General features: G+C 66.6%; 16 protein-coding genes. 4 read left to right on the top strand and 12 right to left on the bottom strand.

Annotated elements, in window-relative coordinates:
- The 3 genes from VV867_RS19755 to ribBA all read right to left on the bottom strand — a co-directional run.
- The coding region (locus VV867_RS19755) for an ABC transporter permease (RefSeq protein WP_442965042.1) at positions 1-761 on the bottom strand (761 nt) is incomplete at its 3' end.
- Positions 746-1,771 carry an ABC transporter substrate-binding protein gene (locus VV867_RS19750; protein WP_275627970.1) on the bottom strand — a complete coding sequence of 342 codons (1,026 nt, stop codon included), beginning with the start codon at positions 1,769-1,771 and terminating at the stop codon, positions 746-748. The genes VV867_RS19755 and VV867_RS19750, both read right to left, overlap by 16 nt.
- A 351-nt stretch (positions 1,772-2,122) precedes the next feature.
- Positions 2,123-3,253 (bottom strand): bifunctional 3,4-dihydroxy-2-butanone-4-phosphate synthase/GTP cyclohydrolase II, encoded by a 1,131-nt coding sequence (gene ribBA, locus VV867_RS19745; protein WP_328567324.1) that lies wholly within the window; start codon positions 3,251-3,253, stop codon positions 2,123-2,125.
- A gap of 77 nt (positions 3,254-3,330) precedes the next feature.
- On the opposite strand from ribBA, the gene VV867_RS19740 reads away from it, so the two are divergent.
- The gene (locus tag VV867_RS19740) at positions 3,331-3,624 is read left to right on the top strand and encodes a DUF1330 domain-containing protein (RefSeq protein WP_275627968.1); all 294 of its coding nucleotides are present in this window, start codon (positions 3,331-3,333) and stop codon (positions 3,622-3,624) included.
- A 334-nt stretch (positions 3,625-3,958) separates the two neighbouring features.
- Here VV867_RS19740 and VV867_RS19735 read toward each other — a convergent pair whose 3' ends face one another.
- The 7 genes from VV867_RS19735 to VV867_RS19705 all read right to left on the bottom strand — a co-directional run bounded on the left by VV867_RS19735 (position 3,959) and on the right by VV867_RS19705 (position 9,327).
- Positions 3,959-4,522, bottom strand: coding sequence for an NUDIX hydrolase (locus VV867_RS19735; protein ID WP_089391080.1), 564 nt, complete (start codon positions 4,520-4,522; stop codon positions 3,959-3,961).
- 4 nt (positions 4,523-4,526) lie between these two features.
- The gene (locus VV867_RS19730) at positions 4,527-5,279 is read right to left on the bottom strand and encodes a GntR family transcriptional regulator (protein ID WP_109935096.1); all 753 of its coding nucleotides are present in this window, start codon (positions 5,277-5,279) and stop codon (positions 4,527-4,529) included.
- 43 nt (positions 5,280-5,322) lie between these two features.
- The gene (locus VV867_RS19725; RefSeq protein ID WP_089391078.1) at positions 5,323-5,712 is read right to left on the bottom strand and encodes a carboxymuconolactone decarboxylase family protein; all 390 of its coding nucleotides are present in this window, start codon (positions 5,710-5,712) and stop codon (positions 5,323-5,325) included.
- A gap of 190 nt (positions 5,713-5,902) precedes the next feature.
- Positions 5,903-6,388 (bottom strand): flavin reductase family protein, encoded by a 486-nt coding sequence (locus VV867_RS19720; protein WP_089391077.1) that lies wholly within the window; start codon positions 6,386-6,388, stop codon positions 5,903-5,905.
- Between the two features lie 10 nt (positions 6,389-6,398).
- Positions 6,399-7,880, bottom strand: a complete 1,482-nt coding sequence (locus VV867_RS19715) for an aldehyde dehydrogenase (protein WP_328567323.1) — start codon at positions 7,878-7,880, stop codon at positions 6,399-6,401.
- Positions 7,877-8,710, bottom strand: a complete 834-nt coding sequence (locus VV867_RS19710; protein WP_109935094.1) for an alpha/beta fold hydrolase — start codon at positions 8,708-8,710, stop codon at positions 7,877-7,879. Before VV867_RS19710 ends, VV867_RS19715 begins: the two co-directional genes overlap by 4 nt.
- Before the next feature lie 26 nt (positions 8,711-8,736).
- Positions 8,737-9,327, bottom strand: coding sequence for an amino acid synthesis family protein (locus VV867_RS19705; RefSeq protein WP_089391074.1), 591 nt, complete (start codon positions 9,325-9,327; stop codon positions 8,737-8,739).
- A gap of 236 nt (positions 9,328-9,563) precedes the next feature.
- On the opposite strand from VV867_RS19705, the gene yecR reads away from it, so the two are divergent.
- From yecR to VV867_RS19690, 3 genes are all read left to right on the top strand, one after another.
- Complete coding sequence (yecR, locus tag VV867_RS19700) at positions 9,564-10,055, top strand: YecR family lipoprotein (RefSeq protein WP_275627966.1); 492 nt, start codon at positions 9,564-9,566, stop codon at positions 10,053-10,055.
- A 100-nt stretch (positions 10,056-10,155) separates the two neighbouring features.
- Positions 10,156-10,557: a hypothetical protein gene (locus VV867_RS19695; RefSeq protein WP_328567322.1), complete on the top strand. Its 402-nt coding sequence runs from the start codon at positions 10,156-10,158 to the stop codon at positions 10,555-10,557.
- Positions 10,550-11,197 carry a BRCT domain-containing protein gene (locus VV867_RS19690; RefSeq protein WP_328567321.1) on the top strand — a complete coding sequence of 216 codons (648 nt, stop codon included), beginning with the start codon at positions 10,550-10,552 and terminating at the stop codon, positions 11,195-11,197. The genes VV867_RS19695 and VV867_RS19690 overlap by 8 nt, the downstream gene beginning before the upstream one ends.
- Positions 11,198-11,217: 20 nt before the next feature.
- Here VV867_RS19690 and VV867_RS19685 read toward each other — a convergent pair whose 3' ends face one another.
- Complete coding sequence (locus VV867_RS19685) at positions 11,218-11,382, bottom strand: hypothetical protein (RefSeq protein ID WP_328567320.1); 165 nt, start codon at positions 11,380-11,382, stop codon at positions 11,218-11,220.
- Between the two features lie 140 nt (positions 11,383-11,522).
- A partial coding sequence (locus VV867_RS19680) for a transposase (RefSeq protein ID WP_328565671.1) occupies positions 11,523-11,678 on the bottom strand: 156 nt, incomplete at its 5' end.

The raw sequence follows: 11,678 nt of genomic DNA, 5'->3' as shown, positions 1-11,678 counted from the left end.
GGGGTGACGTAGTAGCCCAGGGACATGACGAACACCATCAGCCCGCCGGAGAACAGCCCCGGCCGGCACAGCGGCAGGAACACCTTGAAGAAGTTGCTCCAGGGGCTGGCGCCGCAGATCGAGCCGGCCTGCAGCACCATGGGGTCGATGGCCGCCATGGTCGCCTGCAGCGGCAGCACGATGAACGGGATCATGATGTAGCTCATGCCGATCACCACGCCGGTGAGGTTGTGCACCAGTTCCAGCGGCTGGTCGATGATGCCCAGGGCCATCAGCACCTTGTTGATCACCCCGGAGGCCTGCAGCAACACCAGCCAGGAGTAGGTGCGGGCGAGCAGGCTGGTCCACATCGACAGCAGCACGATGTTCAGCAGCCAGCGGCCCCAGCCACGCGGCACCAGGGTGATCGCCCAGGCCAGGGGGAAGCCCAGCAGCAGGCTGATCAGGGTGACCAGCGCGCCCACCGCGAAGGTGTTGAACAGCACCCGCGTGTAGGCCGAGTTGGCGAACAGCTGGGCGTAGTTGTCCAGCCCCGGGGTGGGTTCGAGCACGCCGCGCAGCAGCAGGCCGACCAGCGGGGCGAGGAAGAACAGGCCGAGGAACAGCAGGGCCGGCAGCAGCTTGGCCGAGCCGCGCCAGGGCGACACGCCTTGCGGCTTCATCGGCGACCTCGTTTGCACCGCGTCGGCGGCGCGCGCGGCGCCGTCGACGGGAGTGGAGCGGCCGTGGGGAGCGGCCGTCAGCTTCACTTGACCAGCCATTCGTTCCACCGTGCCGCGATGGCCGGGCCGTTCTTGGCCCAGTACGCGTAGTCGAGGGTGATCTGATCCTTAGCGTAGGCGGTCGGCAGGTTGGGGGCGAGGTCGCCCTTGAGCTGGCCGACGCTGTCGAGGTTGACCGGGGCGTAGGCGGTGAGGTTGGCGAAGTCGGCCTGGCCCTTGGCGCTGGAGGCCTCGGCCAGGAACTTCATGGCCGCGTCCTTGTTCTTCGAGCCCTTGGGCACCACCAGGAAGTCGGCCATGACCAGGTTCTGCTTCCAGCTCACGCCCACCGGCGCGCCGTCCTGCTGCAGGGCGTAGACGCGGCCGTTCCAGAACTGCCCCATGGTCGCCTCGCCGGAGGCCAGCAGCTGCTGGGACTGGGCGCCGCCGCCCCACCAGACGATGTCCTTCTTGATGCTGTCGAGCTTCTTGAAGGCGCGGTCCAGGTCCAGCGGGTAGAGCTTGTCGGCGGGCACGCCGTCGGCCAGCAGGGCCAGTTCCAGCACGCCGGGGCTCGGCCACTTGTACAGGGCGCGCTTGCCCGGGTAGGTCTTGGTGTCGAACAGCGCGCTCCAGTCCTGCGGGGCGTTGCCGCCGACCTTGCCCTGGTTGTAGCCGAGCACGAAGGAGAAGTAGAAGGAGCCCACGCCGTGGTCGGAGACGAAGCGCGGGTCGATGCGCTCGCGCTTGATGACGTTGAAGTCCAGCGGCTCCAGCAGGCCTTCGGCGGCGGCGCGCAGGGCGAAGTCCGCCTCCACGTCCACCACGTCCCACTGCACGTTGCCGCTTTCGACCATGGCCTTGAGCTTGCCGTAGTCGGTGGGGCCGTCCTGCACCACGCGGATGCCGCTGGCCTGGCTGAAGGGCTCGGCCCAGGCCTGTTTCTGGGCGTCCTGGGTGGTGCCGCCCCAGCTCACGAAGCTGATGGCGTCGGCGGCGCTGGCGGCGGTGCCGGCCAGGCCCAGGATGGCGGCGAGAGTCGCCGCGACTGCACGTTTCTTGAACACCATGTACATGCCCTCGTTGTTGTGTTTGTGCGCGGGCAGGCGCTGTGTGCCTGCCCATCAGGAGCAGTGGCCATCTGGGCCTGTCAGGGTCGGCCTTGTCCGGAGCGTTGTTCAGGCTGTCCCGTGTTCGGGGGCGCCGAGACAATCTTCGGCCTACGGAATGTCATATTATGGTATTCCAAACTTTCTGCAAGCCTTCGCCCCGTTCCAGGCCCCGTGGATTGCCGGTTAGCGCCGTCCCTGGCGGCTTTTCGGTTGCCGCCCGATGGCGGCAATCGACTGATTTTTCTAGCGTTTATCCACACGTCCGGGCGCCCGCGAGCTGGCCGGCGGCCAGTACCGGCCGACCGGTGGTCAGGCCTCGGTGGCCGGCTTCCAGTCGTCGAAGGGCACGCTTTCCACCACTTCCAGCCCGTAGCCGGTGAGGCCGGCGTATTTCAGCGGCGGGCCGAGGTGGCGCAGCTTGCTCACGCCCAGGTCCTGGAGGATCTGCGCGCCGGCGCCGATCTCCGAATAGATGCGCGACTGCGAGCGGGTGAACGGCCGGCTCGGCTGGGTGAGCTGCGGCACGCGCTCCAGCAGCGCCTGGGACGACTCGTGGTTGGCCAGCACCACCACCACGCCGCGGCCTTCCTCGGCCACGCGCTGCAGGGCCGCCCACAGCGTCCAGTTCTTCGGCCCGGCGTACTCGGCGCCGACCAGGTCGCGCAGCGGGTCGATCACGTGCACGCGCACCAGGGTCGGTTCGGCGGGGTCGATGTCGCCCATCACCATGGCCATGTGCACGCCGTCCTCGATGCGGTCCTCGAAGGTCACCAGGCGGAAGCTGCCGTGCACCGTGGGCAGCTCGCGCTCGCCGATGCGCCGCACGGTGTGCTCGGTGCTCAGGCGGTAGTGGATGAGGTCGGCGATGGTGCCGATCCTGATCCCGTGCTGCGCGGCGAAGGCTTCCAGCTCGGGGCGGCGGGCCATGCTGCCGTCGTCGTTCATCACTTCGACTATGACCGCCGCCGGGGTCAGCCCGGCCAGGCGCGCCAGGTCGCAGCCGGCCTCGGTGTGCCCGGCGCGGGTGAGCACGCCGCCCTCGCGGGCACGCAGCGGGAAGATGTGCCCGGGCTGGACGATGTCCGCCGCGCTGGCCCCCGGCGCCACCGCGGCCTGCACGGTGCGCGCGCGGTCGGCGGCGGAGATGCCGGTGGTCACCCCGGTGGCTGCCTCGATGGAGACGGTGAAGGCGGTGGAGTAGGGGCTGGCGTTGTTCGGCACCATCTGCTCCAGGCCGAGGCGCAGGCAGTGCTCCTCGGTGAGGGTGAGGCAGATCAGCCCGCGCGCCTCGCGGGCCATGAAGTTGATGGCGTCGGGCGTGCAGAACTCGGCGGCCAGAAGCAGGTCGCCCTCGTTCTCGCGGTCCTCGTCGTCCACCAGCAGCACCATGCGGCCCTGGCGGAAGTCCTCGATGATTTCTTCGGTGGTATTGAACGGCATGGCCGGCTCCGGGGTATGGCGGGAAGATTATTTTGGTATACCATCATACACAAAATCACTGTCACCAAGAGGTTGCCATGAAGGCCTACTGGATCGCCCACGTGGACGTCACCGACCCCGAGCAGTACAGCCAATACACCCGCCGCGCGCCAGCGGCCTTCGCCCTGTACGGCGGCCGCATCCTCGCCCGCGGCGGCCGCTCCGAGGCCCTGGAGGGCCGCCCGACGCCGCAGCGCAGCGTGGTGATCGAGTTCGACTCCTACGACCAGGCGCTGGCCTGCTACCGCTCGAAGGAATACCAGGAGGCCTGGGCGCAGCGGCAGGGGGCGGCGAAGGCGGAGGTGATCATCGTCGAGGGGGTTGAGCTCTGAGGGAGGGGTCTTTTGTAGGAGCGAGCTTGCTCGCGAACCGGCGTTTCCCGGCAGCGCTGGTGTTTGAGGGTGATTTCGTCCCCTCTCCCCAGCCCTCTCCCTGAAGGGAGAGGGGGCTTGTCCGTGTCTGCTTTGGGTCTTGTGATGGCCGGCAACTTCTTATGTGCCGGCGAGCGCCAAGGTTACGCTTGAGGCCGAACGGTCCCCTCTCCCTTCAGGGAGAGGGTTAGGGAGAGGGAGCGGAGTTGGCCCAACACACCACAGTCACCGGGAAACACCATTCGCGAGCAAGAGCTAGGCACCCCCTCGCTCCTACGAAAAGCAGAAGCCGCAATCAGCGAATGAAGTGGATCTTCCCGCTATCGTCATTCCCCATATAGATCCCATACACCCCCGCCTGCCGCTCCTCGATGTAGCGCTCGAGAATCTGCCGGATTGCCGGGTAGTAAATCTGCTCCCAGGGAATGTCTTCAGGCGCGAAGAAGCGCCGGTCGAGGGTCTCCGGGCCATAGGCGTCGGTGATCTCCAGCGCCTGGGCGCGGAAGATGATGTACACCTCGCTGATCTTCGGCACGCTGAAGATGGAGTAGGGCGAGAGGATCTCGGCGCGCACGCCGCTCTCTTCCCAGACCTCGCGCAGGGCCGCCTGTTCGGTGGTCTCGCCGCTTTCCATGAAGCCGGCCGGCAGCGTCCAGGTGCCGGGGCGCGGCGGGATGGCGCGCTGGCACAGCAGGTACTGGCCGTCGCGCTCGATGATGCAGCCGGCAATGACCTTGGGGTTCTCGTAGTGGATGTAGCCGCAGGCGCCGCACAGCAGGCGCTCGTGGGTGTCCCCCGGCGGCTGGCGGCGTTCCATCCGGTCGCCGCCGCACTGCGGGCAGAAGCGCGGGGCGGGCATGGCGTCAGCGTCCTATGCGCGGCTCTTTGAGGACGATGGGGGTGGCGATCTCGCGGACCTTGCCATCCTCTTCCTGCTTGGACTTCAGGTAGTCCAGCGCCACCTTGGCCGCGGCGCGCACGTGGTCCACCGAGGCCTGGTGCGCGGCCGCCGGGTCGCCGCTCTTGATCGCCGCGACTATCTTCTCCATCTCCTGGTTGCTCGCCCCGCGGCGGTTGGCCTGGGACACCGAGGTGGCGCGCAGGTAGCTGATGCGCGCCTGCAACTGGCGCAGCTGGGTGGCGGCGATGCGGTTGCCCGAGCCTTCCAGCAGCACGTCGTAGAAGCCCTGCACCGAATCCAGCACCTGCTGCAGGTCGCCTTCCTCCAGGGCCTTGCGGTTCTCCTCGAGGGCGCGCTCCAGGGCGCGGATGTCCTTGGCCTTGGCGTTCAGGGTGAACAGCTGGACGATCATGCCCTCGAGCACGCAGCGCAGCTCGTAGATGTCGCAGGCGTCTTCCAGGGTGATGATGGCCACCCGCGGGCCCTTGGCGTCGGCGAACTCCACCAGCCCCTCGGACTCCAGGTGGCGCAGGGCCTCGCGCACCGAGGTGCGGCTGACGCCGAGGCGGTCGCAGAGGTCGCGCTCCACCAGGCGGTCGCCCGGCAGCAACTGGAAGTTGAGGATGGCGCCGCGCAGCTTGTCCAGCACAATCTCGCGCAGGGTCACGGGGTTGCGGTTGACCTTGAAGCTATCGTCGAGGGGCAAGCGTTTCATGTGGTCCGCTCTGGTTATGGCTGTCCGTAGGGGGTGAAGCGGCCTAGCCCTGGGTCTCGGCATCGGCCTCGGCGAAGGCCTCGCGGGCCAGGCGGAAGCTGTCGACCGCCGCCGGGACGCCGCAGTAGATGCCGACCTGGAGCAGGATTTCGCGGATCTGCTCGCGGCTGAGCCCGTTGCGCAGGGCGCCGCGGATGTGCAGCTTCAGTTCGTGCGGCCGGTTGAGGGCCGAAATCATCGCCAAGTTTATCATGCTGCGTTCTTTCAGCGACAAACCCTCGCGGCCCCAGACGTGGCCCCAGCAGTACTCGGTGACCAGTTCCTGCAGCGGCTTGCTGAACTCGTCGGCGGCGGCCAGCGACCTGTTCACGTAGGCCTCGCCCAGCACCTGGGTGCGGATGGCCAGGCCCTTGTCGTATTTCTCGTTGCTCATCGCATGCTCCTGCTTTCATGTAGGAGCAACTGTCTGCCGGCTGCTCCGAGGTGCTTCTCGCAGGAGGGGTCGAGCTTGCGAAACCCATGCGGCCGTGGTGATGGGTATCGCTTCGCTCAACGCCACCCTGCGTCAGTGTTTCTCCGCTACCTGTAGGAGCGAGCAGGCTCGCTCCCACGGGGCGTGACGATCAGGCCAGCTGCGGCAGGGCGCCGAGCTTGCCGCGGTGGTAGACCATGGGCGTCACCGCCTGCTCGGGCAGGATCAGGTTCTTCACCGCGCCGACGATGATGGCGTGGTCGCCGCCGTCGTACTCGCGCCACAGCTCGCACTCGATGATCGCCGTGGCCTTGCGCAGCAGCGGGTTGCCCCGCTCGCTCAGGTACCAGTCGATGCCCTTGGCCTTGTCCTTGCCCTTGCCGGCGAAGGCATAGGCCTCGGCCTGCTGGTCGGCGCACAGCAGGTGGATGGCGAACTGCTTGCTGTCGCGCAGGATCGGGTAGGTGTCCGAGGCGTAGTTGGGGCAGAACAGCACCAGCGCAGGGTCGATCGACAGCGCGCTGAAGGCGCTGGCGGTGATGCCGACGATGCCGCCCGCGGCGTCCAGGGTGGTGACCACGGTCACCCCCGAGGGGAAGGAGCCCATGACTTCCTTGTAGATTCCGGGTTCGATCATGGTCTGTACCTCAGCGCATCACGAAGGGGTCGGGCATGGGCGCCTGCGAGAGGTTGATCCACACCGTCTTCAGTTCGGTGTAGGCCAGCACCGAGTCGATGCCGCTCTCGCGGCCGTAGCCGCTCTGGTGGAAGCCGCCGATCGGCGCCATGGCCGAGACCGCGCGGTAGGTGTTGACCCAGATGATCCCCGAGCGCACGTCGCGCGCCAGGCGGTGGGCGCGGCCCAGGTCGCGGGTCCAGATGCCGGCGGCCAGGCCGTACTGCGAGTCGTTGGCCAGGGCCAGCGCCTCGGCCTCGTCGTCGAAGGGGATGACCGAGGCCACCGGGCCGAACACTTCCTCCTGCATGATGCGCATGGAGTGGCTGTCGCAGGCGAACAGCGTCGGCTCGTAGTACCAGCCCTCGCCCTGGCCCTCGGGGCGCTTGCCGCCCATCAGCAGGCGCGCGCCCTCGGCCTTGGCCGCGGCCACCAGGCCCTCGACCACCGCCAGTTGCTGCGCGGTGGCCATGGGGCCCATCTCGCTGGCGTCTTCCTGCGGGTTGCCGATGCGGATGCGCTGGGCGCGTTCGATCAGGCGTTGGACGAACTCGTCGTAGATCTCGCGCTGCACCAGCAGCCGCGAGCCGGCCACGCAGCTCTGCCCGGTGGCGGCGTAGATGCCGGCCACCACGCCGTTGATGGCGCTGTCCAGGTCGGCGTCGGCGAAGATGATGTTCGGCGACTTGCCGCCCAGTTCCAGCGACAGCTTGGCGAAGTTCTCCGCGCTGCTGCGCACCACGTGGCGGGCGGTGGCGGCGCCGCCGGTGAAGGCGATCTTGCGCACCAGCGGGTGGCGCGTCAGGGCCGCGCCGGTGCTCGGGCCGAAGCCGGTGACCACGTTGACCACGCCGGCCGGGAAGCCGGCCTCCAGGGCCAGGCGGGCCAGCTCGAGGACGGTCGCGGAGGCGTGTTCCGACGGCTTGAGCACGATGGTGTTGCCGGCGGCCAGGGCCGGGGCCAGCTTGATCGCGGTGAGGTACAGCGGGCTGTTCCAGGGGATGATCCCGGCCACCACGCCCAGCGGCTCGTGCACGGTGTAGGCGAACATGTCCGGCTTGTCGATCGGCAGGGTGCCGCCTTCGAGCTTGTCGGCCAGGCCCGCGGTGTAGTGGAAGAACTCCGGCAGGTAGCCGACCTGGCCGCGGGTCTCGCGGATCAGCTTGCCGTTGTCGCGGCTCTCCAGCTGGGCCAGGTGCTCCCTGTTCTCAGCGATCAGGTCGCCCAGGCGGCGCAGCAGCTTGCCGCGGGCGGTGGCGCTGAGTTTGCGCCAGGCGGGATTCTCGAAGGCCTTCTGCGCGGCCTGCACGGCGCGCTCGACGTCTTCCTCGGCGGCATCGGGCAGCAGCGCCCAGGGCTGCGCGCTGGACGGGTCGAGGCTTTCGAAGGTCTTGCCGGAAAGCGCATCGAGCCATTGGCCGTCGATGCACATCTGGAAGCGGGCGAGTGTCATGCGACTATCCCCTCGGTCTGGTTCGGCAGGCTCAGGGCCTGGTGCAGGAAGTCCAGCAGCACCTGGTTGACCAGGCGCGGCGACTCCACCGGCATCATGTGGCGTTGTTCATCGAGTATGGCCACCTGCGCGCCGGGAATGCGTGCGGCCAGCTGCCGGGCCATCTCCGGGGTCGAGCCGGGGTCCAGCTCGCCGGTGGCGACCAGGGTCGGCACGCGGATGCTGCCCAGGTCCTCGGTGCGGTACATGTCCTGGGTGGCGAACAGTTCGTAGGTGGTCAGGTAGCCCTGCGGGTCGTTGCTCGCCAGTGTCTGGCGGATGGCGGCGATCTGCGCCGGGTTGGCTGCCTGGTACTCGCGGCTGAACCAGCGCGACAGCGCGGCCTCGGCATTGGCGTCGGGGCCGTGCTCGGCGGCCTGGCGGGTGCGCTCGATGACGCCGGCGCGCTGTTCGGCGCTGCGGTTGAACACACTGTTGAGGATCACCAGGCCCTGCAGCTGCTGCGGATGGTGCAGGGCGAAGGCGCGCGCCACCAGGCCACCCATGGAGAAGCCGATGACCGTGGCCTGGGGGATCTGCAGGTGGTCGAGCAGCTCGCGCAGCTGCGCGGCGTAGCCGACCAGCCCGGTGCCCGGTTCGGGGCGCGGGCTGGCGCCGTGGCCGAGCATGTCGTAGGCGATGACCCGGTAATGCGGGGCCAGGCCGACGATCTGCCCGCCCCACATTTCCTTGTTCAGGCCGACGCCGTGGATCAGTACCACGGGTTGGCCCTGGCCGGTCGCCAGGTAGCTGGTGCCGGCCGGTGTGTGTTCAGCGGTGAGCCGAATCATGGAACGCTCCTGCACTGGCCGCGGAATCACTGGGCCTGCTCGGCGGCCAGCTCTTCTAGGTCGATGTAGCGGTTGCCGATGCGCGGGTGCAGGCGGCCGCCGTCGGCGGCGCCCAGGACCACGACGATCTCGTCGGCGCGCGGCGCGTCCTCGATCTGCATCTCCAGGGTGATGTAGTGCGAACGCAGGCCCTCGTCGTCCTTGTGCATCATCGGGATCTGGATCGAGGTGCCCGGGCCGCCGCGCTTGTTGGTGAAGCTCAGGTAGCTCTTGGCGTCCACCGCCTTGCGGTAGTGGTTGCCGAAGCGCAGGGTGTGGATCACCGCCGAGGCATGCTCGATCTCGCCATCGGCGCCGACCACGGCGGCCTTGCCGTAGGCTTCGATCCTGCCGGCGCCACCGATCAGCGCGGTCAGGCGCTCGACCATCAGCGCACCCAGGTCGGAGCAGTTGGCGCGGATCTCCGGCTTGAGGTCCTCGACGAAGCCACGGCCCAGCCAGGGGTTCCTGATCACCACGGCCAGCCCGGCCATGGTCACCGGCTTCTCGGCAGCCTTGCCGCCCTCGATGAAGGTTTCCTCGACGTAGCTGACGATCTTGCGGATTTCGAAGCTCATGGGCACTCCTTGGGTGTCTCTGTGCGATTTGGTCTGATGGTATACCATAATATTGGAAGTGCAAGAGGCGGGGGGGTGGAGGCGGTGGGGTCTGGCGACGGATGGTTGCGGCGGGGCTGGGGAGAGGCGTCGGGTATTAAGGTGGGATGCCCGGAGCGGGACTCGAACCGGCAAGCGGGATGACGGGGGATTCAGACTGATGGCAGAATGCTGTCAATCATGACAAGGAGGTCGCCATGCGCCCGCTTTCCCTCGCCATCCTCGTACTAGCCATCGCTGCAAGCAGTGGTTGCGCCGTCAAGAAGAACTTCTACGCCACCGGCGGCAGCCGTGCCGACGGGACGGTCGACATGGCCTATGACTTCCAGCAGTTCGAGCAGCCAGTGGTCAACATGGATCAGGCGCAGGGGCTTGCCCAGCGGAAATGCGCGGTCTGGGGCTATCGGGACGCGGAAGCGTTCGGCGGCAAGACGCAGAACTGCAACCAGTGGGATGGTTGGGGCAATTGCGCGGCTGGGCAGGTGGTCATCAAGTACCAGTGCATCGGCAACCTCGATGCCCAGGTCAGCCAGGTGGCTCCGCAGCAGGCGCCGGTGGCTTCCAGTCAGGCCAGTGGCTCGTTGAACAAGGACCAGTGGCAGCAACAGCAGCTCAATAAGCTCAACACGGAAACAGGCCTGAGCTACGAGGAATACCAGCGCCGCTACCGGCAGATCATGGGGCAGTGAGCCTTTCATTCACTCCGAGCTGTCAGGCAAGTGCTTGGCTTTTGGCTTCTCGAATCCAAAGCGCTGCCTGGCCAGATGTCATGGACGAGGAGCCTTCAACGTGAACGTCATCGAACGCGCAATCAGCGAGCCCCTGCGCTCGGGCCTGGATTGGAACGAGACCTGGAAGGGAACCGACCGAGGGTTGATCCAGTGCTGGGAGGTCGGCCGGAGGCGTGCCGCGGTCGAGCCGCAATTGGCCGAAGCCTGCCTGGCAGGTGGATTGCCACCCCTGGGGTGGAAGGGCGGCGTCGTGAAACGGCTCAAGAAGCCGGAGAAGTTCGGGTCCTACAGGTACCTCGCCGAGTGGCAGGGCCTGCGTGGCGAAGACCTGCGCATCGATCTTGCCGAGGAACTCTCTCTGGTCTGTTCGGCAACGGGCATGACGGTGGTGTTCACCTCCGACCTGGCGAAACTGGCCGGCCCCGGGAGCAGTGACGAAGCAGAGGATGCCAATGGCTGATCTACATCGAGAGTTCGAAGGCAGCTGCTTTTTCCATGAAGCGCGGATCGACCGGCGTTCTGCGGATGCTCTGCTGGGGCTGGCTGCCGGCATTACTGCGGACGGGCATATCAACCAGCAGGAGGCCGAGTTCCTGGAAAACTGGATCTCGGCCAATCTCGTGCATCTCGAGGATCCGGTGATCAACCTGTTGTATCGCCGGCTATCGGACATGCTCTCCGATGGCGTGCTGGATGCTGATGAGGCCGCGGAGTTGCTGGGAATCCTCCGTAGCTTCGCCGGTTTGAGCGCAGCCAGGCTCAGGGCGAGCGACAATGCTTTCGCTCCTTCGAATGCACTGCCCCTCGATCATCCCGTCCCCGAACTCGTATGGAGTGGGCGGCTGTTTCTGTTCACAGGTGTCATGGCGTACGGCCCGCGCAAGGACTGCGAGGCGTTGGTTGTCGAGCGCGGAGGCCAGATCGCACCCGGTGTGAGCAAGAAGATCCATTACCTGGTCGTTGGGGAAATAGGGAACGAGCAATGGCTCCACAGTACCTATGGCACGAAGATCAAGAAGGCTGTGGAACTGCGAGAAAATGGCTGCTCGTTGGCCATCGTCAGCGAGAAGCACTGGCAGGCGGCACTATTCGGTCGATAGGTCTGGATTTGCTGGCTTGGTCACCGGGCCAACCAAGGCCTGTGATGCAATTGCGAGGCGTTGCGGGGACTGCCCAACGGTTCGATCCGTGTGACAGGCCTGATCGCCGCGGGACGCTGAATCGGGAAGACTTTCAGCTTCAGGGCTTCGACCAGAAAGGCATAGCCGACGAACTGGCTCTCCATTCTGTGCTCCTGGCTAGAGATTTTTTAACTGCATGAACATTATTTGAAATGCAGGGGCCTGGATAGACAAAATTTTACGAATGCCAGGGGGAGGCTTCCAAGCAGGCCGACTATTTCAGTACAGCCCAAAACAAAAAGGTTCATCGCGCTTTCCCGGGGAAGGCGGCCTTGATTTTCAGGAAGAAGTAGTCCGAGTCCCGGAAACCATAGGCCATTCGTTTGATCACCTTGATGCGGTTGTTTACCCCTTCCAGCAGGCTGGTGTGCATGGGGAAGCGAGCGCTGGCCAGGATGCC

This window comes from Pseudomonas sp. JH-2 (assembly GCF_036231725.1).
In the GTDB taxonomy this organism is placed as follows: domain Bacteria; phylum Pseudomonadota; class Gammaproteobacteria; order Pseudomonadales; family Pseudomonadaceae; genus Pseudomonas; species Pseudomonas delhiensis.
This window is presented reverse-complemented; position numbering and strand designations above follow the sequence as displayed.

Excerpts from the sequence above, each read along its gene's own strand:
- VV867_RS19750 (WP_275627970.1), bottom strand. The coding sequence starts at position 1,771 with ATGGTGTTCAAGAAACGTGCAGTCGCGGCGACTCTCGCCGCCATCCTG.
- ribBA (WP_328567324.1), bottom strand. The coding sequence starts at position 3,253 with ATGCCGTTCAATACCACCGAAGAAATCATCGAGGACTTCCGCCAGGGC.
- VV867_RS19740 (WP_275627968.1), top strand. The coding sequence starts at position 3,331 with ATGAAGGCCTACTGGATCGCCCACGTGGACGTCACCGACCCCGAGCAG.
- VV867_RS19735 (WP_089391080.1), bottom strand. The coding sequence starts at position 4,522 with ATGCCCGCCCCGCGCTTCTGCCCGCAGTGCGGCGGCGACCGGATGGAA.
- VV867_RS19730 (WP_109935096.1), bottom strand. The coding sequence starts at position 5,279 with ATGAAACGCTTGCCCCTCGACGATAGCTTCAAGGTCAACCGCAACCCC.
- VV867_RS19725 (WP_089391078.1), bottom strand. The coding sequence starts at position 5,712 with ATGAGCAACGAGAAATACGACAAGGGCCTGGCCATCCGCACCCAGGTG.
- VV867_RS19720 (WP_089391077.1), bottom strand. The coding sequence starts at position 6,388 with ATGATCGAACCCGGAATCTACAAGGAAGTCATGGGCTCCTTCCCCTCG.
- VV867_RS19715 (WP_328567323.1), bottom strand. The coding sequence starts at position 7,880 with ATGACACTCGCCCGCTTCCAGATGTGCATCGACGGCCAATGGCTCGAT.
- VV867_RS19710 (WP_109935094.1), bottom strand. The coding sequence starts at position 8,710 with ATGATTCGGCTCACCGCTGAACACACACCGGCCGGCACCAGCTACCTG.
- VV867_RS19705 (WP_089391074.1), bottom strand. The coding sequence starts at position 9,327 with ATGAGCTTCGAAATCCGCAAGATCGTCAGCTACGTCGAGGAAACCTTC.
- yecR (WP_275627966.1), top strand. The coding sequence starts at position 9,564 with ATGCGCCCGCTTTCCCTCGCCATCCTCGTACTAGCCATCGCTGCAAGC.
- VV867_RS19690 (WP_328567321.1), top strand. The coding sequence starts at position 10,550 with ATGGCTGATCTACATCGAGAGTTCGAAGGCAGCTGCTTTTTCCATGAA.
- VV867_RS19685 (WP_328567320.1), bottom strand. The coding sequence starts at position 11,382 with ATGGAGAGCCAGTTCGTCGGCTATGCCTTTCTGGTCGAAGCCCTGAAG.